The sequence below is a fragment of the Serratia sp. 3ACOL1 genome, assembly GCF_003668775.1.
GTDB lineage: Bacteria > Pseudomonadota > Gammaproteobacteria > Enterobacterales > Enterobacteriaceae > Chania > Chania fonticola.
Genome location: NZ_CP033055.1, coordinates 4421838 through 4442326, shown reverse-complemented (window position 1 = coordinate 4442326; position 20489 = coordinate 4421838). Strand labels below are relative to the sequence as shown.

Sequence of the window (20489 nt, the reverse complement as noted above, 5' to 3'; positions counted from 1 at the left end):
GCCTGCCGTTGCAAGACGGCAGGCCGCTGGCAATGAGGAGAAGCAGAGATGGCCGGCGCAAAAGAGATACGTAGTAAGATCGCCAGCGTGCAAAACACGCAGAAGATCACTAAAGCGATGGAAATGGTCGCCGCCTCCAAAATGCGTAAATCGCAGGAACGCATGGCGGCCAGCCGTCCTTATGCAGAGACCATGCGCGAGGTGATTGGTCACCTGGCTTTAGGGAATCTGGAATATAAGCACCCGTACCTGGATGAGCGTGACGTTAAGCGCGTCGGGTATCTGGTGGTGTCTACTGACCGTGGTCTCTGTGGCGGCTTGAACATCAACCTGTTCAAGAAGCTGTTGGCAGAGATGAAACGCTGGTCTGAAAAAGGCGTTGAAGCTGATTTAGCGCTGATTGGCTCAAAAGCGGCCTCTTTCTTTGGTTCCGTGGGCGGCAACGTGGTTGCCCAGGTGACCGGCATGGGGGATAACCCTTCCCTGTCGGATCTGATCGGTCCAGTGAAAGTGATGCTGCAAGCCTACGACGAAGGTCGTTTAGACAAGCTGTACGTTGTCAGCAACAAATTTGTTAATACGATGTCCCAGGAACCGCAGTTACTGCAACTTCTGCCATTGCCACCTTCTGATGACAGTGAACTGAAGAAAAAATCCTGGGATTACCTGTATGAACCCGATCCAAAAGTGCTGCTTGATACCTTGCTGCGCCGTTATGTGGAATCGCAAGTTTATCAGGGCGTCGTGGAAAACCTGGCCAGCGAGCAGGCCGCACGAATGGTCGCGATGAAAGCCGCAACCGATAACGGCGGTAGCCTGATCAAAGAGCTGCAGTTGGTATACAACAAGGCGCGTCAGGCCAGCATCACTCAGGAACTCACCGAGATCGTTTCGGGAGCCTCCGCGGTTTAAGCTAGGTTTACGAATTACGTAGAGGATTCAAGATGGCTACTGGAAAGATTATCCAGGTAATCGGCGCCGTGGTGGACGTCGAGTTCCCTCAGGATGCCGTACCGAAAGTGTACAACGCTCTTGAGGTTGCAAACGGCACCGAGAAATTGGTGCTGGAAGTTCAGCAACAGCTGGGTGGCGGCGTGGTTCGCTGTATCGCAATGGGGACCTCAGACGGTCTGCGTCGTGGTCTGGCCGTAACCGACCTGCAGCACCCAATTGAAGTACCGGTAGGTAAAGCTACCCTGGGCCGTATCATGAACGTATTGGGTGAACCAATCGACATGAAGGGCGACATCGGCGAAGAAGAACGTTGGGCTATTCACCGCCCGGCGCCAAGCTACGAAGAGCTGTCCAGCTCCCAGGATCTGCTGGAAACCGGTATCAAGGTAATGGACCTGATCTGCCCGTTCGCCAAGGGTGGTAAAGTCGGTCTGTTCGGTGGTGCTGGTGTAGGTAAAACCGTAAACATGATGGAGCTGATCCGTAACATCGCGATCGAGCACTCCGGTTATTCTGTGTTTGCGGGCGTGGGTGAACGTACTCGTGAGGGTAACGACTTCTACCACGAAATGACCGATTCCAACGTACTGGACAAAGTTTCCCTGGTTTACGGCCAGATGAACGAGCCACCAGGTAACCGTCTGCGCGTTGCGCTGACCGGCCTGACCATGGCTGAGAAGTTCCGTGACGAAGGTCGTGACGTACTGCTGTTCGTCGATAACATCTACCGTTATACCCTGGCCGGTACCGAAGTGTCCGCACTTCTGGGCCGTATGCCATCGGCGGTAGGTTATCAGCCAACGCTGGCGGAAGAGATGGGTGTTCTGCAAGAACGTATCACCTCTACCAAGACTGGTTCAATCACCTCTGTGCAGGCCGTTTACGTTCCTGCGGATGACTTGACTGACCCATCACCAGCCACCACCTTTGCTCACTTGGATGCAACCGTGGTACTGAGCCGTAACATCGCTTCTCTGGGTATCTACCCGGCCGTTGACCCGCTGGATTCCACCAGCCGTCAGCTGGATCCGCTGGTAGTTGGCCAGGAGCACTACGACGTAGCGCGTGGCGTGCAGTCTATTCTGCAACGCTACCAGGAACTGAAAGATATCATCGCCATCCTGGGTATGGACGAGCTGTCAGAAGATGACAAGCTGGTTGTATCCCGTGCGCGTAAAATCCAACGTTTCCTGTCTCAGCCGTTCTTCGTGGCAGAAGTCTTTACCGGTTCTCCGGGCAAGTTCGTATCGCTGAAAGACACCATCCGTGGTTTCAAAGGCATTATGGACGGCGACTATGACCACCTGCCGGAGCAGGCGTTCTACATGGTTGGCACCATTGAAGAAGCAGTGGAAAAAGCCAAGAAACTGTAACGCCTTGAGAGGAGGGTGATATGGCTATGACTTACCATCTGGATGTCGTCAGCGCGGAAAAACAGATGTTTTCCGGCCTGGTGCAGAAGATCCAGGTGACAGGCAGCGAAGGCGAACTGGGGATCTTCCCTGGCCATGCGCCGCTGCTGACTGCCATCAAGCCTGGCATGGTGCGTATTGTTAAACAGCACGGTGAAGAAGAGTTCATCTACCTGTCCGGCGGTATCCTTGAGGTACAGCCGAGCGTGGTAACCGTGCTGGCGGACACTGCCATCCGTGGAACGGACCTCGACGAAGCGAGAGCGCTGGAAGCTAAGCGTAAAGCTGAAGAGCACATCCGTAGCTCTCATGGCGATGTCGACTATGCTCAGGCATCTGCTGAACTGGCGAAAGCGATCGCGAAACTGCGCGTTATCGAGCTCACCAGAAAAGCGATGTAAATTCCCACGTTGCCTGCAGCGTGTGGAAATAAGAAAGCGGCCCCTGTGGGTCGCTTTTTTTTTGTTTTAAAATAAGCGTTTCAACCGGCCAGGCATTGTGCTGTATTAGCGCTTCCAGTGGAATTAAGCGTCGCCGATCGCCGACAGTTTTTTCACTGTACGGTTGGATTGCAGCCCTTGGCGGCAGGCTAGGAGCCATGCGGCCTGCGCCGGATTCGTGTAGAGAAATATGTAGTAATTCCGCCATCAAACGGTTTTACTTTCGTCCATCAAAATGGAGTTATCAGGTTGCTTATGTCTAACAGCGCAATGAGCGTGGTTATCCTCGCCGCGGGCAAGGGAACACGCATGTATTCCGACCTTCCCAAGGTGTTACATCCGCTGGCGGGTAAGCCAATGGTGCAGCACGTCATTGATGCTGCCATGAAGCTGGGGGCCAAAAACGTCCATCTGGTTTATGGCCACGGCGGCGAGCTGCTGAAAAGCACCCTGCACAATGATGCACTAAACTGGGTGTTGCAGGCCGAGCAGTTGGGAACCGGCCATGCGATGCAGCAGGCAGCACCGCATTTTGCCGATGATGAAGACGTGCTGATGCTGTATGGCGATGTGCCATTGATCGCCGTTGAAACGCTGACCCGCCTGCTGGCAGCCAAGCCTCAGGGTGGTATTGGTCTGCTGACGGTGAAGCTGCAAGACCCGAGCGGTTATGGCCGCATCGTACGTGAAAACGGCACTGTGGTGGGCATTGTCGAACATAAAGATGCCAGCGATGAGCAGCGCCAGATTAATGAGATCAACACCGGCATTCTGGTGGCCAACGGTCGCGATCTGAAGCGCTGGCTGGGCAAGCTGAACAATAATAATGCCCAGGGTGAATTCTATATCACCGACATCATTGCCCTGGCGCATGCCGAGGGTAACAAGATTGAGGCGGTACACCCGGCGCGCCTTAGCGAAGTTGAAGGCGTGAATAATCGCTTGCAATTGTCGCAGCTTGAACGCGTGTATCAGGCCGAGCAGGCAGAGAAACTGCTGCTGGCTGGCGTGATGCTGCTGGATCCGGCACGCTTCGATCTGCGTGGCGTGCTGGAACATGGCCGTGACATCTCCATCGATGCCAACGTGATTATCGAAGGCATGGTCAAGCTGGGTAACCGCGTGAAGATCGGTGCTGGCTGCATACTGAGAGACTGCGTGATTGGCGACGACTGCGAGATCAGCCCTTACAGCGTGCTGGAAGATGCGCAGCTGGAGGCGGCCTGTACCGTTGGTCCATTTGCCCGTCTGCGCCCTGGTGCCGAACTGGCGGAAGGTGCCCACGTTGGCAACTTCGTGGAAATCAAGAAGGCCCGCCTGGGCAAAGGCTCCAAGGCTGGCCATCTGAGCTATCTGGGCGACGCCGAGATTGGTGACGATGTGAATATCGGTGCCGGTACCATTACCTGTAACTACGACGGTGCCAACAAGCACAAAACCATTATCGGCGACGGCGTGTTTGTCGGTTCGGACACTCAGTTGGTGGCTCCTGTCACCGTAGGCAAAGGGGTGACGATAGCTGCCGGTACCACGGTGACCCGTGATATTACGGATAATGAGCTGGTGTTGAGCCGGGTCAAGCAGGTGCACATTCAAGGCTGGCAGCGTCCAACCAAGAAGAAGTAAGTCCCCTCACCCCAACCCTCTCCCACAGGGAGAGGGAGCTATTTCGGTGTTGTGGGCGGGTTCTGAAATTAATCTGTGGTCCTGCGTAGGGGCGCTGCATGCTGCGCCCGTTTTAACGAATTAGGTATTGCAGTCGGATACGGAAGTTAAGATGTGGCACGTTTAGTCCCCTCACCCTGTGGGTTAGGGTTTGGGCACTAGTGTTTTGCTCTGTACTTTCGCTAAAGAGCACAGAGCAAAACATAATAATCCCCATTCTCTACAGGCTCGGGGAAGCACGGTAAAACCGGCAAAAATCAGGTCGAGACATCGAAAGCGCCCGCAAGGCGTTTAATTAGGAATACAACAGATGTGTGGAATTGTAGGTGCAGTAGCGCAACGTGATATCGCCGAGATCCTGCTGGAAGGTTTACGTCGCCTGGAATACCGGGGCTATGACTCAGCGGGTCTTGCCGTGGTGGATAACGAAGGTAACGTCAGCCGTTTACGTCGTGTCGGCAAGGTACAAAAACTGGCTGAAGCGGCAGAGCAACAGGATCTGCATGGTGGTACCGGGATTGCCCATACCCGCTGGGCGACGCACGGTGAACCTTCAGAGGCGAACGCGCATCCTCATGTTTCAGATTACATCGCGGTAGTGCATAACGGCATTATCGAAAACTACGAACCGCTGCGCGAACAGCTGATTGCGCGTGGTTATCACTTCAGTTCTGAAACCGATACCGAGGTGATTGCTCATCTGGTGCATTGGGAACAGAAGCAGGGCGGTACGCTGCTGGAAGTGGTTCAGCGTGTGATCCCGCAGCTGCGTGGCGCTTATGGCACCGTGGTGATGGACAGCCGCGATCCGAGCGTATTGGTGGCTGCTCGTTCAGGTAGCCCGCTGGTGATTGGCCGTGGCGTGGGCGAGAACTTCATTGCTTCCGACCAACTGGCCCTGCTGCCGGTAACCCGCCGCTTTATCTTCCTGGAAGAAGGCGACGTGGTAGAAGTGACCCGCCGCACCGTCAGCATTTTTGACAAGCAGGGTAATGCGATTGAGCGCCCAGAGATCGAATCTCAGGTGCAATACGACGCCGGTGACAAAGGCGCATACCGTCATTACATGCAAAAAGAGATTTTTGAGCAGCCGATGGCGCTGAAAAACACCCTTGAGGGGCGTTTCAGCCATGGCAAGATCGACCTGAGTGAGCTTGGCCCGCACGCTGATGAACTGCTGTCAAAAGTGCAGCACGTGCAGATCATCGCCTGTGGGACTTCTTATCACTCGGGGATGGTGGCTCGTTACTGGTTCGAGTCGCTGGCCGGTGTGCCTTGTGACGTCGAGATCGCCTCTGAGTTCCGTTATCGCAAGTCAGCGGTACGTCCAGGCAGCCTGATCATCACCCTGTCTCAATCTGGTGAGACCGCCGATACGCTGGCAGCACTGCGCTTGTCCAAAGAGCTGGGATACTTGGGCTCCCTGGCCGTGTGCAACGTGGCGGGTTCTTCGCTGGTGCGTGAATCCGATCTGGCGCTGATGACCAAGGCCGGTACCGAAATCGGCGTTGCCTCCACTAAAGCCTTTACCACACAGCTTGCTGTGCTGTTGATGCTGGTGGCGCGTCTTGGCCGGCTGAAAGGGATGGCGGAAAGCGTAGAGCATGACATTGTGCATGGTCTGCAAGCCCTGCCTGCGCGTATCGAGCAGATGCTGTCACTGGACAAGAGTATCGAAGCGCTGGCGGAAGGTTTCTCTGACAAGCATCACGCACTGTTCCTTGGCCGTGGCGATCAATACCCGATCGCGATGGAAGGGGCGCTGAAGCTCAAAGAGATTTCCTATATCCACGCAGAGGCGTACGCAGCCGGTGAGCTTAAGCACGGCCCGCTGGCGTTGATCGATGCCGACATGCCGGTAATCGTGGTTGCGCCTAACAACGAGCTGTTGGAGAAGCTTAAATCCAATATCGAAGAGGTGCGTGCCCGTGGTGGTCAGCTGTATGTGTTCGCCGATCAGGATGCCGGCTTCGTCAGCAGCGAAGGGATGACCATCATCCCACTGCCGCACGTGGAAGAAATCGTTGCACCGATCTTCTACACCGTGCCGTTGCAGCTTTTGTCCTATTACGTCGCTCTGATCAAAGGCACCGATGTGGATCAGCCACGTAACCTGGCGAAATCCGTCACCGTAGAATAATCGTTAACATTCCTGCTATGAATACCGTGTTGGGTTACTCAACACGGTATTTTTTAGCCCCAGTTTTACCATTAACGCTATGATTGGCGGGTGATGCTACAGGGAAGGGAATGCGTAGATAATGAATATTTTGATTACAGGGGCACGGGCTCCGGTGGCGATAGAGTGGGCGCGTATTGCGTTGCGCAGCGGGCACCGCGTCTGGTTGGCGGATAGCCTGAAGTGGCCGCTGGGCCGCTTTTTACAAGGGATTGAAGGTTATCTACGGCTTCCCTCCCCGCGCCAGGACCTTGCCGGTTATCAACAGCAGCTGCAAGGTTATCTCGATCAACATGACATTGGGCTGCTTATCCCCACCTGTGAAGAGATTTTCTACCTCTCTCAGGCGTTTGCTGCGTATATCGGGCCTACCGAGTGGCTGATGCCTGAACGGCGGTTGCTATTTGAACTGCATCATAAGTACCAAAGCCTGAGCCTGTTAACGGGATTAGGTGAGGTGCGGACTCCTGTGACCCGATTACTGACCTCCTGCTCGCAAATTGCCGACGATCCCCTGACCATTTTGAAACCGGTTTTTTCACGCTTTGGTCGCCAAGTGATCCGCACGCCGAAACCGGGTGTATTGAACGATCGACAGCTCAACGAGCATATCCCCTGGGTGCAGCAGCAGAAATTAGACGGCGTGGCGTTGTGCAACTATGCCGTTTTTGAGCACGGCAGGCTAATCGTGCATCAGGCTTATCAACCCAAATACTGCTTCAATCAGGCTGCTGGCAGCTACTTTGTTCCCTATCAGGATCGGCGGCTGGACGATTTTGTCCGTCAGTTTGGGGAAAAAACCAGCTTTCATGGCCAGGTGGCGTTCGATTTTATCGAACAGGACGGGGTGATTTTTGTTATTGAGTGTAATCCCAGGGCCACCAGCGGCCTGCATTTGCTGGGGGCTCAGATGTCCATCGCTGCCGATGGGCAATTGCAATACCTGCCAGCGCCGCCCAAGGCGGGGCATGTGGGCGTGATCGTACTGTTATTTTTTGCCTGGCAGGCTTGGCGCGATAAGCAGTTGGCGACGCTATGGCAGGATTTTCGCCAAGCGCCTAATTTGCTCAACGATCATCGTTGGCCGATAAGTGCCGGAGCCCAGTGGTGTGCATTGTTGGAAATGGGGTACCGCAGCTTGCGTTATCGGCGGCCCCTCACCGATGCCAGCACCTTTGATATCGAGTGGGATGGTTATTAGCATGGAGCAGGTTAATCAGTGGCAGCGCCTGCAAGTGACCCTGTTGCAACAGCCAGGCATGATCGCCAATCTCCAGACGTCGATGACCGAGTATCAACAGGATGGCTTCTGGATACCGGCGACGGTCAATGATTACGTGCCCGGTAATTGCTATGTGGTTTCCCCGCTGGCGCTGATCGTCGATTACGCGCGGGATGAAATTATCAAAATCGATAACGGTGCGTTGCGGGCGCTGTGCAACGGGCTGACGCTGTTGCTGAAATGGCCCTTAGTGCAGGCGCACGTCGATCGGCTCCAGGTGCTTAATAATCAGTGTCTTTCCACCAATATGACCAGCAGCCACTGGCAAACCTTGGATACCGACGCATTGCGGCAACAGGCATTACAGCGCTATCCCCAGCATGCTTTGATGGTCCGTTCGCTCAATGGGCAGCAGACCCCCGAGCTGTTGGCGCAGCTCTCCCAGCAAGGTTGGCTGCCTATCGTCAGCCGTCAGGTTTATTGCCTGGACGATCCTATTCGCTGGTGGGGTAAAATCAACGCGCGCCGGGATGACAAACTGCTGCATCAGGTGAGATGGGAGTTCAAACGGCTGTCGGCCGATGATCCCGAGCAGATGCAGTGTGCCGAACGCCTCTATAACCAGCTCTACCTGGAAAAATACAGCCGCCAGAATGTGCAGTTTACCACCGGTTATTTATCTCAGGCCTCGCAGCTTGGCGTGTTGCAACTGTACGGTTTGTTCCACCAGCAGCAAATGGTGGGGGTGTTGGGAATGGTTCAGTTGGAACAGACGGTAACGGTGCCGATCGTCGGCTATCGGACGGAATTACCCGCATCATTGGCCTTATATCGTCGTCTGATCGCCTTTGCGTTACGCTACGCCATGGATCGTAAGCTGTTTCTCAATTTGAGTTCTGGCGCGCCAGATTTTAAGCGGGTTCGCGGTTGCCAACCGGTGATTGAATACAGCATGGTTTATGTCCGGCACTTGAACGTTTATCAGCGTGGCGTGTGGGCGCTGATTTCCTGGCTTTCCCGCAAGGTCTATCAGCCGTTATTGAGGCATTATCAGTTATGAGGGGCATTACGCTTGGAAAATCCGGTGGTGCCGTTCAAAAAGCACACCGGATTTATTATGACTGGATCGGGGTAATGGTTAGCCTCTGTTTGATGTTTATTACAAGGCAGCTAACGTATCGAGCGTCATTGGGTCTTTTTCAACCATACGGATCAAAAGAAGTGCCTGTTTGTTGGGTTTGGCTCTGCCCTGCTCCCAGTTTTGATAAGTAGTGACACCGGTATGCAAGTAATCCGCAAAAACGGCTTGTGAAAGACGCAGTTTTTCACGTATTGCTTTTAACTCGTCTGGTGACATAGATATGTTTTTTTTCAGTGATACGGCGTGGGTTTTAAGCGTGATTTTACCCTCATTGTAATCACTCCAGTCTTTCATTCCCTGGGTCAGTTCTTCAAAAAGGCTGAGTTCGCTCATAAGGTGCCCCCTTGTTTCAAAATTTCCAACATCTTACGCAGCATCTCGCGCTCGTTGCGGCTAAGGTCATCTTTTTTGTCTTTGTCGTAAATGACAAAAAGCAAAAAGTGAGACTTTTCAAGCCACCAATAATAGATCACCCGCAAGCCACCTCGTTTACCTTTTCCACGACGGTGATCCGCAAATCTGACCTTCCTTAACCCGCCAGTGTGCTGGATAACATCACCGCAGAATGGATTAATAAGCAGCATCTGCTGGAATGTCTTGAATTCATCATCGGAAAGATAATCAGCACGCTTCGCTTCAAAAATACTTAACTCAACAAATATAGCATCCATAACCAGATATCTCCCTACTACTTGGGGATATTCTACCCCCAAGTTGGGTATACATCAAAGGATGATATGCTGGTTTTTTTGCCGCTTTAGGCAATATGACAAGCGTGTAAAAAACAGCGAAAACCGCTCATATTCAGAGAGATAGTGCAGCAACAGGCAGATTTTTGTAGATTGTTTTTTGTCTAAAAGTGACGTCATCTAACTGATTTTAATCAACTAAATATCAATCACCCTCCGCTGTAATATAACTGTCATATTTCGTACATTTAACTGTCACCAAACTGTCCTATTTTCCCTCCTGCAGCAATACTTACTCTGATGAAAACGACCCAAGGTCGATTTTGAATATCCCATTAGGAGGGATTATGAAACTGATGCGTACCACCGTCGCCAGTATTGTGGCAGCGACTTTCTCTTTGGCCTCTGTGTCCGCCTTCGCTGCTGCTAGCCTGACCGGTGCAGGTGCGACATTCCCCGCTCCGGTGTATGCCAAGTGGGCAGATTCTTATCAGAAAGAAACCGGCAACAAGGTTAACTATCAGGGGATCGGTTCCTCTGGTGGTGTGAAGCAAATCATCGCCAACACCGTTGACTTTGGTGCTTCTGATGCCCCGCTGTCCGATGAAAAACTGGCTGCGGACGGCCTGTTCCAGTTCCCTACCGTGATCGGTGGCGTGGTACTGGCGGTGAATATTCCGGGCATCAAATCCGGTGAGCTGACTCTGGATGGTCAAACCCTGGGTGATATCTACCTGGGCAACATCAAAAAATGGAATGACCCGGCGATCGTTAAACTGAACCCGGGCGTCAAGCTGCCGGATCAGGCTATCGCCGTGGTACGTCGTGCTGATGGTTCCGGGACTTCTTTCGTCTTCACCAGCTATCTGGCCAAGGCTAACGCGCAGTGGAAAGAGAAAATTGGTGCAGGCTCAACCGTTAACTGGCCAACCGGCCTGGGTGGTAAGGGCAATGACGGCATCGCCGCGTTCGTTCAGCGTCTGCCTGGCTCTATCGGCTATGTGGAATACGCTTACGCCAAGCAGAACAACCTGGCCTACACTAAATTAGTGTCTGCCGATGGCAAAGCGGTTAGCCCAACCGAAGAGAGCTTCAGCGCCGCAGCCAAAGGTGTGGATTGGAGCAAAACCTTCGCGCAGGACCTGACCAACCAGAAAGGCGACAACGTCTGGCCAATCACCTCCACCACCTTCATCCTGGTGCACAAAGAGCAGAAGAAGCCTGAGCAGGGCGCAGAAGTGCTGAAGTTCTTTGACTGGGCTTACAAGACTGGTGCCGCACAGGCCAGCGATCTGGATTACGCCGCCTTGCCTGCCGAAGTGGTTGAGCAAATCCGTGCTGCCTGGAAGACCAACATCAAAGACAGCTCCGGTAAGGCCTTGTTCTAACAACGCAGGGGGTGCGGAAGACCGCGCCTCAACCTGACTGTCGGGGCCTGGCGTGCCGGGCCCTCCAAGCTTTAAACAGAAGAGTAATCTATGGCTGAGTACAAGCCGACCATTAAAGCACCGGGTAAAAACGGTGACATCATCTTCAGCGCGCTGGTCAGACTGGCGGCGCTGATTACCCTATTGTTGCTGGGCGGCATCATCGTTTCGCTGATTATCGCCTCCTGGCCAAGCATGCAGAAGTTTGGTTTTGCCTTCCTGTGGACCAAGGAGTGGGATGCGCCAGCCGAACAGTTTGGTGCGCTGGTACCGATCTACGGCACGGTCGTCACCTCGGTGATTGCATTGATTATCGCCGTGCCGGTCAGTTTTGGTATTGCCCTGTTCCTGACCGAGTTGGCCCCTAACTGGCTCAAGCGCCCATTGGGGATCGCGATAGAGCTGTTAGCGGCGATCCCGAGCATCGTTTACGGCATGTGGGGCCTGTTCGTATTTGCCCCGTTGTTCGCCCAATATTTCCAGACCCCCGTGGGGGAAGTGTTATCCGGGATCCCGATCGTCGGTGAGCTGTTCTCCGGCCCGGCATTTGGTATCGGTATCCTGGCTGCCGGGGTGATCCTGGCCATCATGATTATTCCTTACATTGCGGCGGTAATGCGCGATGTGTTCGAACAAACCCCGGTGATGATGAAAGAGTCGGCCTATGGTATCGGCTGCACTACCTGGGAAGTGATCTGGCGCATCGTGCTGCCGTTCACCAAAAACGGCGTGATCGGCGGTGTGATGCTTGGCCTGGGACGCGCCCTGGGGGAAACCATGGCGGTGACCTTTATTATCGGTAACACCTACCAGCTCGATAGCTTCTCGCTGTTTATGCCGGGCAACAGCATCACCTCGGCGCTGGCTAACGAATTCGCCGAAGCGGAATCCGGGCTACATACCTCTGCGTTAATGCAGCTTGGGCTGATCCTGTTTGTGATCACCTTTATCGTCTTGGCGCTGTCGAAGTTGATGGTGATGCGCCTGGCCAAGCGTGAGGGTCGCTAACATGGCAACGATGGATATGCAAAACCCGGTAGCACTGGCGGAAAGCCGCCGTAAAATGCAGGCCTGGCGTCGGCAGAAAAACCGTCTGGCGCTGTTCCTGTCGATGGCGACTATGGTCTTTGGCCTGTTCTGGCTGGTGTGGATCCTGTTCTCGACCATCACCAAGGGCATCGACGGCATGTCGCTGGCGCTGTTTACTGAAATGACGCCGCCGCCGAATACCGCGGGTGGTGGTCTGGCTAACGCCATCGCCGGTAGCGGCTTGTTGATCCTGTGGGCGACCATCTTCGGCACCCCGCTGGGTATCATGGCGGGGATCTATCTGGCGGAATACGGCCGTAAATCCTGGCTGGCGGAAGTGATCCGCTTTATCAACGATATTCTGTTATCCGCACCGTCGATCGTCGTAGGCCTGTTCGTCTACACCGTGGTGGTGGCCAAGATGGAGCACTTCTCCGGTTGGGCTGGGATTATTGCACTGGCTCTGTTGCAGATCCCGATCGTGATCCGCACCACCGAAAACATGCTCAAGCTGGTACCGGACACGCTGCGTGAAGCGGCCTATGCGTTGGGGACACCGAAATGGCGCATGATTTCCGCCATTACGCTGAAGGCGTCGGTCTCCGGCATTATCACCGGCGTGCTGTTGGCGATTGCGCGTATCGCCGGGGAAACCGCCCCGTTGCTGTTTACCTCGCTGTCGAATCAGTTCTGGAGCACCGACCTGATGCAGCCGATCGCCAACCTGCCGGTCACCATTTTCAAATTTGCCATGAGCCCGTTTGCCGAATGGCAACAGCTGGCCTGGGCCGGGGTGTTGTTGATCACCCTGTGCGTACTGTTACTGAATATCCTGGCGCGTGTGATTTTCGCCAAGAAAAAGCATTCATAAAAATTTAGGTGCCGCTCAGGCGATACCGTGAAAAGAGAGAAGTCTTGATGAGTATGGTTGACTCTACTTCCAGCAGCAAAATTCAGGTACGCGATCTGAACTTTTACTACGGCAAATTCCATGCGCTGAAAAACATCACGCTGGATATCGCCAAGAACAAGGTGACCGCGTTTATTGGCCCGTCTGGCTGCGGTAAATCGACGCTGCTGCGGACCTTCAACAAGATGTACCAGCTCTACCCCGAGCAGCGTGCCGAAGGCGATATCCTGCTGGATGGGCAAAACATCCTGACGGATAACCAGGACATCGCGCTGCTGCGTGCCAAGGTGGGCATGGTGTTCCAAAAGCCAACGCCGTTCCCGATGTCGATTTACGACAACATCGCCTTCGGTGTGCGCCTGTTCGAGAAATTGTCCCGTGCCGATATGGACGAGCGTGTCCAATGGGCGCTGACCAAGGCGGCACTGTGGAACGAGACCAAGGACAAGCTGCACCAAAGCGGTTACAGCCTGTCTGGTGGCCAGCAGCAACGCCTGTGCATTGCGCGCGGCATTGCCATTCGCCCGGAAGTGCTGTTGCTGGATGAGCCTTGCTCGGCGCTGGATCCGATTTCCACCGGCAAGATTGAAGAGCTGATCAGCGAGCTGAAGTCTGACTATACCGTGGTGATCGTGACCCACAATATGCAGCAGGCGGCGCGTTGTTCCGACTCCACCGCATTTATGTATCTGGGTGAGTTGATCGAGTTCAGCGATACTGACACTCTGTTTACCGCGCCACAGAAAAAGCAGACTGAAGACTACATTACTGGCCGCTATGGTTGATTAGGATGCATCATGGATAACCTGAATTTAAACAAACACATTTCCGGCCAGTTCAACGCTGAACTTGAGCACATCCGCACCCAGGTGCTGACCATGGGCGGGCTGGTGGAGCAACAGCTGACCGACGCCATTACCGCGATGCATAACCAGGACGGTGAACTGGCCAAACGGGTGATCGAGGGTGATGCCAAGGTCAATATGATGGAAGTGGCGATCGACGAGGCCTGCGTGCGCATCATTGCCAAACGCCAGCCGACCGCCAGCGACCTGCGCCTGGTGATGGCGATCATCAAGACCATTTCCGAGCTGGAACGCATCGGCGACGTAGCGGACAAGATCTGTCGCACCGCCCTGGAGAAATTCTCGCACCAGCATCAGCCATTGCTGGTCAGCCTGGAGTCACTGGGCCGCCACACCGTGCAGATGCTGCATGACGTGTTGGATGCCTTTGCGCGTATGGATCTGGATGAAGCGATCCGGATTTACCGCGAAGACAAGAAGGTCGATCAGGAATATGAAGGCATCGTGCGTCAGCTGATGACCTACATGATGGAAGATACGCGCACCATTCCAAGCGTGCTGACGGCGCTATTCTGTGCCCGCTCTATCGAGCGTATCGGCGATCGCTGCCAGAATATTTGCGAATTCATCTTCTACTTCGTCAAAGGCCAGGATTTCCGCCATATCGGTGGCGATGCGCTGGACAAGCTGTTGTCAGACGGTAAAGACGAGAAAAAAGCGTAATTCAACCAGTGATTTATCCCAGAAGGCGCTGAAAATGGCGCCTTTATGCCATTTAAAAACCGTAAAGTTAAAAAGGTTATAACTATAGCGTTTAATATTATTTCCTGACCTAAGCGAGGCTTGCTAGCTTATCAGCCAGCGGGACATCAATCACTTGGGAGCCTTTCATGAAACAGCGCGTCTTAGTCTTATCTCTGTTAGCCAGCCTTGCCACCGGCGTGGCACATGCCGATAAACTCGATGATATTCAAAAAGCCGGCGTGGTGCGTATTGCGGTATTCGATAGCAACCCACCGTTTGGTTATGTCGATCCGCAAAGCAAAAAGCTGGTGGGTTATGACGTGGACGTGGCCGAAGCCATCGGTAAGGCGCTGGGCGTCAAGGTTGAACTGCGCGCCACCAACCCGGCTAACCGTATTCCTTTGCTGGTGTCCAAAAAGGTTGATCTGATCGCGGCCAACTTCACCATCACCGACGAGCGTGCCAAAGAGGTGAATTTCAGCGTGCCGTATTTTGCTACCGGCCAGAAATTCATTGCGCATAAAGGCGTGCTGAAAACTCCTGAAGATATCAAGAAGCTGCGCATCGGCGCGGATAAAGGCACGGTGCAGGAAATTACCCTGCGTGAGCACTACCCAACGGCCAAGGTGATCTCTTACGACGATACCCCATTGGCGTTTGTCGCCCTGCGTAACGGTAACGTTCAGGCCATCACCCAGGACGATGCCAAGCTGGTTGGCCTGCTGGGCAACCTGCCCGCCGCGCAAAAAGCCGACTTTGAAATCTCTCCGTTCAGCATCACCAAAGAATATCAGGGCGTTGGTATCCCGAAAGGCGAAGATCGCCTCACGGCTACCGTTAACGATACCTTGATCAAACTGGAAAAAGACGGCGATGCGGTGAAGATTTACGATCGCTGGTTCGGTCCGGAAACCAAAACCGCCCAACCGCGTGGCGATTTCAAGATCGGCCCGTTGGATCAGCAACCTAAAGCCTAATCTCCCTTCTCCCTCTCCCCGTTTTTGAACCGTGACGGAGAGGGTTGGGGTGAGGGGAAGTACCTCGCATGAATCTGCAACAACTCTCAGACTGGCTGTTGGCGCCGCAGTATCTGAGCTGGCTATGGAATGGCTTCTTGATGACCCTATGGCTGTCGGCCTGTGCCGGGCTGGCGGCAACGCTGCTGGGTTTTGGCCTGGCGGCGATGCGGGACAGCAGCCTGCGCCCGTTAAGCTGGCTGGCGGTGGCCTACAGCGCGCTATTTCGCAATACACCTTTGCTGGTGCAACTGTTCTTCTGGTATTTCGCCGCCGGGCAAATCCTGCCCTCCTTCGCCATGCAATGGCTGAATACCCCCATCAATTAGGCTTTCTTGAGTGGCCCTCGTTTGAATTCCTGGCGGGCTTCTTCGGCCTGACGCTTTATTCCACCGCGTTTATTGCCGAAGAGATCCGCTCCGGTATCCGTGGCGTCGCCAGTGGACAAAAGTATGCAGCCTACGCGCTAGGGCTGACCGGCTGGCAATCGATGCGTTATGTGGTGTTGCCCCAGGCGCTGAAAATCGCTTTCCCGCCGCTGCTGGGGCAGTACATGAACGTGATTAAGAACTCATCGCTGACCATGGCGATCGGCCTGGCTGAGCTGTCTTACGCTTCGCGCCAGGTGGAAACCGAAACTCTGCGGACCTTCCAGGCGTTTGGTGTGGCAACGGTGTTGTATATCGCCATCATTGCCCTGCTGGAAGGCTGGGGCATGTGGCGTCAACAGCGTAAACCGCTGGGGGGGCACTAAGATGGACTTTACCGTTATCCAGGAAAATCTGGGTTACCTGCTGTGGGGCACCTTCCCGGATGGGCCTTTGGGCGGCGCTGCGTTGACGTTGGCGATCAGCCTGATGGCCGGGCTGGCGTCGGCAATTCTGGGTACGCTGCTGGGTGTCGCGCTGGCGATGTCGCGTGGGGTGCTGGCTGGGTTATTGGCGATGGTGCTCGGTTTTTTCCGCGCCATCCCGGTGATCATGCTGATTTTCTGGACTTACTTCCTGCTGCCAATCGTGTTTGGCGTCGATATCCCGGAAATTACCACCGTGGTGTGCGCGCTGGCGCTGATCGCCTCGGCCTATCTGGCCCATGCGGTAAAAGCGGGCATCGTGGCTATCGGTGCGGGGCAGTGGCAGGCGGGGCTATCGCTCGGTTTAAACCGTTGGCAGGTGCTGCGGATGATCGTCTTGCCGCAGGCGCTGCGCATGATGGTGCCTTCGTTTATCAACCAGTGGATCTCGCTGATTAAAGACACTTCGCTGGCGTACATCGTCGGCGTGGGTGAGTTGACCTTCCTGGCTACTCAGGTCAATAACCGCAGCATGGTTTACCCGATGGAGGTGTTCCTGTTTGTGGCACTGGTTTATTTCATCTTCTGCCTGACGCTGGACGTGCTGGCGAACGGGCTGAACAAACGCCTTAGCCCGCAGACCAAAGCGCTAAAACGCAGCTGGCGCTGGTGGCGTAATCGCCCGCCGCTACCGGCTAGTTAATCAGGTTACAGTAGGAATGGTTGCCCCTATCTATACCCTGGCTAATTAATTAGCATGGTGTGGGGGCTTGATGTCTTATGGTTACTAATGATTTTTTATCGTTTTACGTTAAATTTATGATTGTGATCAATGCATTGTGTTTTTATCATGCAGCTCGAGTTATTTAGAGTATAAATAAGAGTGATTTATATATTTCCATTGGATGGTTATCATTATGAAAATTAGTGCGTTATTTATTAGAACGGAACCAAGTCGGCGGCGGTATGGCGTTGCCTTGTTTGTTGGCATTATTGGCGGGATCCTCTCTGCTTTTGTCAAGTGGGGGGCAGAGGTTCCGCTACCGCCAAGAACCCTGAGTGATGGTCGGGCTGAATTTAACCCGCCTTATCTTTTTTTAAGAGATTATCTTGGGATAGATCCAACCGGTACGGTATATACCTTTTCTGAGCATATTATTAATCCGGTTATGGTTACGCACGTCATATTTTCGCTGGTCTTTGCTATCGGTTACTGCTTGGTTGCCGAGGTTTTTCCAAAGATCAAACTTTGGCAGGGGGTGTTGGCGGGTATCATTGCCACCGTTGCCGTGCATGGCATTAGTTTCCCTCTGCTTGGTTTGACTCCCCCGCTTTCAATGTTGCCATTTGATGAGTACCTTTCTGAAATTTTGGGGCATATATTTTGGTTTTGGGTGATTGAGATAGTTCGTCGGGACTTACGTAACAGAATTACCCATGAGCCTGACGCCGAAGTCCCGCTGGGATCTTATCGTTAATCGCTAAAGTTCAGCGGGGTATTCTCTCCGCTGAATATCAACGAACTCGATCAATTCCCTCTCCCTTGGGAGAGGGGTAGGGTTAGGGGCATTTACAACAATTGCCCCAGATTAACGTATTTGGTTTCCAGATACTCATCCAGACCAATATCCGCCCCTTCGCGGCCTAGCCCAGATTCTTTCACTCCGCCAAAAGGCGCGACCTCGGTAGAAATAATCCCTTCATTCACGCCAACCATGCCGCTTTCCAGCGCCTTGGTCACGCGGAAGGCTCGCGCCAGATCACGCGTATACAGATAGGCCGCCAGCCCAAACGGCGTAGCATTGGCACGGCTGATGGCGTCATCCTCGTCGCTAAAGCGGAAGCAGGCGGCCAGCGGGCCAAAGGTTTCTTCCTGCGCCAGACGCATCCGCTCGGTGGCGTTGGCCAGCACGGTAGGCTGGAAGAAGGAGCCGCCGAGCGCATGGCGTTCACCACCGCACACCAGTTTTGCACCCAGCTTCAGGGCGTCCTGCACGTGTGCCTCCACTTTCTCAACCGCTTTCAGATGGATCAGCGGTCCCTGCTGAGCGCCAGGCGTCATGCCCGGAGCCACTTTTAGTGACCGTGCGGCATCGGCCAATTTCTCGACAAAGCGATCGTAAATGCCGTCTTGCACGTAGAAGCGGTTGACGCAGACGCAGGTTTGCCCGCTGTTGCGGAATTTGGCCGCCATGGCCCCGGCGACTGCCGCATCGAGATCGGCATCGTCAAATACTATGAACGGCGCGTTGCCGCCCAGTTCCAGCGACAGCTTTTTCACCGTATCTGCCGCCTGGCGCATCAACAGCTTGCCGACCGGGGTTGAGCCGGTGAAGGAGACTTTGCGCACCAATGGGCTGGTCATCAGCGTTTCACCAATAGCGGCGGTATCTCCGGTGACCGCGTTAATCACCCCGGCAGGAACCCCTGCCTGTTCAGCCATTACAATCAGGGCGAAAGCGGAAAGCGGGGTTTCGTTGGCAGGTTTGATCACCGCAGTACAACCCGCAGCCAATGCAGGGCCAAGCTTGCGTGTCAGCATCGCCAGAGGGAAATTCCACGGAGTGATCGCCGCGATCACCCCAACAGGCTCCTTAAACGTGAGGATTTGATTGCCACTCTTGGTTGCCTGAATAGTCTTGCCGTAGGCGCGTTTACCTTCTTCGGCGAACCATTCGATAAAGCTTGCGGCGTAGGCCACTTCGCCGTTGGCCTCGCTCAACACCTTACCTTGCTCGGTGACCATCAATTCCGCCAGTTGATCTTTATGCTGCACGATCAGTTGAAACCAGCGTTGCAGGATTTCTGCCCGCGCCTTGGCCGTTTGAGCGCGCCATGCCGGGAGTGCAGCGGCGGCTGCTGCAATGGCGGCCTGCGTTTCAGTGCGGCCTGCCAGCGCAATATCGGTAACCTTTTCGCCGGTGGCCGGATTATTGACCGGGTAAGTGCTGGCAGCCGTTTGCCAACTGCCGTTGCAGTACCAGCCGGTACGTAGCAATGAAGCATAAGCCGTCATGCGATATTCCTTGTCTCTAGGTTATCTACTGCAAAAAAACCGCGCGCCGCACGGCTTTCACGCGTAATACGCTTGCCTGCGGTGTAGTCGTTAATCACATCGCAAGGGGTATAGTTGCGCTCCAGCTCGTAGCGTTCATCTTCACTGAGATGGGTATCCAGTGCCGCCACGGCGCTGTCGATCTGTTGTGTTGAGTCCGCTCCAACCAGCATACAGTCGACCCCGGGATGGTTGATGACCCAGGCCTGGGCAATCTGGGCGGCTGGGACTCCGCGCTGCTGGGCAACCTGGCTTACCGACTGTGCCACGTTAAACGAGGTGGCATCGGCATACATTTCCTGGGTGAAGAAGTCGGTTTTGTTGCGCACGGAGTTGAAGTCGCAGCTCAATAACCCCCTGGCTAATGGGCTGAAGACCGATACCCCCAGCCCCTGATCGCGGCAGAACGGGATCATTTCACGCTCTTCCTCGCGGTAAGCGCAGTTGAGTTGCAATTGCATATTGATCGGTTTGGCGTAGCCGTTGCGTTCGCAGCACCACAGGATTTTGGCCAACTGCCAGGTATACATGGTCGATACGCCGACATAACGCGCCTTGCCGGAACGCACGATATCGTTCATTGCCGCCCAGGTTTCTTCGATCGGTGTTGTCACGTCGAAGTAGTGCAGCATGTAGATATCCACATAGTCGGTGCCCAGGCGACGCAGGCTGGCGTCGATGCTCTCCATGATATGTTTGCGGGAATGCCCCTGATTGTTGAAACCAGCGCCAATCGGATAGCCCACTTTGGTGGTCAGCACCAGTTCGTCGCGGTTGGCAATGCGCCTGATCACCCGTCCTACCACCTCTTCCCCGGCACCGCTGGAGTAGAAGTCAGCCAGATCGATAAAGTTGATGCCGCTTTCCAACGCGTGGCGGATCAACGGCTCGCTTTGCGCTTCATCGAAAATCCACGGTTTCCACTGTTTGCTACCCATATTCATGGTGCCGAGGCACAGGCGAGAGACTTTCAGGCCACACTGGCCCAGATTGATGTATTCCATGGC

Annotated in this window: 20 protein-coding genes and 1 pseudogene; 16 read left to right on the top strand and 5 right to left on the bottom strand. The window is 54.3% G+C overall.

Features of this window, described 5'->3' with window-relative positions; genetic code table 11:
• Nucleotides 1–48 precede the first annotated feature (48 nt).
• The 3 genes from atpG to D9980_RS20035 are packed head-to-tail and all read left to right on the top strand — an operon-like array spanning nt 49 to nt 2767.
• Nucleotides 49–912, top strand: coding sequence for a F0F1 ATP synthase subunit gamma (gene atpG, locus D9980_RS20045; RefSeq protein WP_059199283.1), 864 nt, complete (start codon nt 49–51; stop codon nt 910–912).
• 32 nt (nt 913–944) lie between these two features.
• Complete coding sequence (gene atpD, locus D9980_RS20040; protein ID WP_024484688.1) at nt 945–2327, top strand: F0F1 ATP synthase subunit beta; 1383 nt, start codon at nt 945–947, stop codon at nt 2325–2327.
• A gap of 20 nt (nt 2328–2347) precedes the next feature.
• A complete protein-coding gene (locus tag D9980_RS20035; protein ID WP_004933814.1) occupies nt 2348–2767 on the top strand; it encodes a F0F1 ATP synthase subunit epsilon in 420 nt (139 codons plus the stop codon).
• Here the strand turns inward: D9980_RS20035 and D9980_RS26740 are convergent.
• Nucleotides 2748–3014, bottom strand: coding sequence for a hypothetical protein (locus tag D9980_RS26740; protein ID WP_162304302.1), 267 nt, complete (start codon nt 3012–3014; stop codon nt 2748–2750). The two genes, D9980_RS20035 and D9980_RS26740, sit on opposite strands and share 20 nt — an antisense overlap.
• Nucleotides 3015–3061: 47 nt before the next feature.
• Between D9980_RS26740 and glmU the strand changes: the two genes are divergently transcribed.
• The 4 genes from glmU (at nt 3062) to D9980_RS20015 (ending at nt 8932) form a co-directional block, all read left to right on the top strand.
• Entirely contained in the window at nt 3062–4432 is a 1371-nt protein-coding gene (gene glmU, locus D9980_RS20030) for a bifunctional UDP-N-acetylglucosamine diphosphorylase/glucosamine-1-phosphate N-acetyltransferase GlmU (protein WP_121608257.1), read from the top strand.
• A gap of 349 nt (nt 4433–4781) precedes the next feature.
• Nucleotides 4782–6611 carry a glutamine--fructose-6-phosphate transaminase (isomerizing) gene (gene glmS, locus D9980_RS20025; protein ID WP_121608256.1) on the top strand — a complete coding sequence of 610 codons (1830 nt, stop codon included), beginning with the start codon at nt 4782–4784 and terminating at the stop codon, nt 6609–6611.
• A gap of 121 nt (nt 6612–6732) precedes the next feature.
• The gene (locus D9980_RS20020) at nt 6733–7851 is read left to right on the top strand and encodes a carbamoyl-phosphate synthase large subunit (RefSeq protein WP_121608255.1); all 1119 of its coding nucleotides are present in this window, start codon (nt 6733–6735) and stop codon (nt 7849–7851) included.
• A 1-nt stretch (nt 7852) separates the two neighbouring features.
• Nucleotides 7853–8932 carry a GNAT family N-acetyltransferase gene (locus tag D9980_RS20015; RefSeq protein WP_162304301.1) on the top strand — a complete coding sequence of 360 codons (1080 nt, stop codon included), beginning with the start codon at nt 7853–7855 and terminating at the stop codon, nt 8930–8932.
• Between the two features lie 99 nt (nt 8933–9031).
• On the opposite strand, the gene D9980_RS20010 is transcribed toward D9980_RS20015, so the two are convergent.
• Nucleotides 9032–9346: a DNA-binding transcriptional regulator gene (locus D9980_RS20010; RefSeq protein WP_121608253.1), complete on the bottom strand. Its 315-nt coding sequence runs from the start codon at nt 9344–9346 to the stop codon at nt 9032–9034.
• The gene (locus D9980_RS20005; protein ID WP_121608252.1) at nt 9343–9684 is read right to left on the bottom strand and encodes a toxin; all 342 of its coding nucleotides are present in this window, start codon (nt 9682–9684) and stop codon (nt 9343–9345) included. Before D9980_RS20005 ends, D9980_RS20010 begins: the two co-directional genes overlap by 4 nt.
• A 365-nt stretch (nt 9685–10049) precedes the next feature.
• Between D9980_RS20005 and pstS the strand changes: the two genes are divergently transcribed.
• From pstS to D9980_RS19960, 9 genes and pseudogenes are all read left to right on the top strand, one after another.
• Nucleotides 10050–11090, top strand: coding sequence for a phosphate ABC transporter substrate-binding protein PstS (gene pstS, locus D9980_RS20000; RefSeq protein WP_121608251.1), 1041 nt, complete (start codon nt 10050–10052; stop codon nt 11088–11090).
• 90 nt (nt 11091–11180) lie between these two features.
• Nucleotides 11181–12137: a phosphate ABC transporter permease PstC gene (gene pstC, locus D9980_RS19995; protein ID WP_121608250.1), complete on the top strand. Its 957-nt coding sequence runs from the start codon at nt 11181–11183 to the stop codon at nt 12135–12137.
• Nucleotide 12138: 1 nt separating this feature from the next.
• A complete protein-coding gene (pstA, locus tag D9980_RS19990; RefSeq protein WP_024484695.1) occupies nt 12139–13029 on the top strand; it encodes a phosphate ABC transporter permease PstA in 891 nt (296 codons plus the stop codon).
• Between the two features lie 53 nt (nt 13030–13082).
• Complete coding sequence (pstB, locus tag D9980_RS19985; protein WP_370454353.1) at nt 13083–13853, top strand: phosphate ABC transporter ATP-binding protein PstB; 771 nt, start codon at nt 13083–13085, stop codon at nt 13851–13853.
• Nucleotides 13854–13865: 12 nt separating this feature from the next.
• Entirely contained in the window at nt 13866–14597 is a 732-nt protein-coding gene (gene phoU / locus D9980_RS19980; RefSeq protein ID WP_024484696.1) for a phosphate signaling complex protein PhoU, read from the top strand.
• Between the two features lie 167 nt (nt 14598–14764).
• Nucleotides 14765–15595 carry an ABC transporter substrate-binding protein gene (locus D9980_RS19975; RefSeq protein ID WP_121608249.1) on the top strand — a complete coding sequence of 277 codons (831 nt, stop codon included), beginning with the start codon at nt 14765–14767 and terminating at the stop codon, nt 15593–15595.
• A 68-nt stretch (nt 15596–15663) separates the two neighbouring features.
• Nucleotides 15664–16388 (top strand): annotated as a pseudogene (locus D9980_RS19970) (amino acid ABC transporter permease).
• A gap of 1 nt (nt 16389) precedes the next feature.
• On the top strand, nt 16390–17130 hold the full coding sequence (locus D9980_RS19965) for an amino acid ABC transporter permease (RefSeq protein WP_024527369.1): 741 nt from the start codon (nt 16390–16392) through the stop codon (nt 17128–17130).
• A gap of 214 nt (nt 17131–17344) precedes the next feature.
• Nucleotides 17345–17905, top strand: coding sequence for a DUF1440 domain-containing protein (locus D9980_RS19960; protein WP_024484700.1), 561 nt, complete (start codon nt 17345–17347; stop codon nt 17903–17905).
• A 92-nt stretch (nt 17906–17997) separates the two neighbouring features.
• Here the strand turns inward: D9980_RS19960 and D9980_RS19955 are convergent, their stop codons facing one another.
• Together D9980_RS19955 and D9980_RS19950 are read right to left on the bottom strand one after the other, a co-directional pair.
• The gene (locus D9980_RS19955) at nt 17998–19443 is read right to left on the bottom strand and encodes an NAD-dependent succinate-semialdehyde dehydrogenase (RefSeq protein WP_121608248.1); all 1446 of its coding nucleotides are present in this window, start codon (nt 19441–19443) and stop codon (nt 17998–18000) included.
• Entirely contained in the window at nt 19440–20486 is a 1047-nt protein-coding gene (locus D9980_RS19950) for an aldo/keto reductase (RefSeq protein ID WP_024527366.1), read from the bottom strand. Before D9980_RS19950 ends, D9980_RS19955 begins: the two co-directional genes overlap by 4 nt.
• Nucleotides 20487–20489 lie beyond the last annotated feature (3 nt).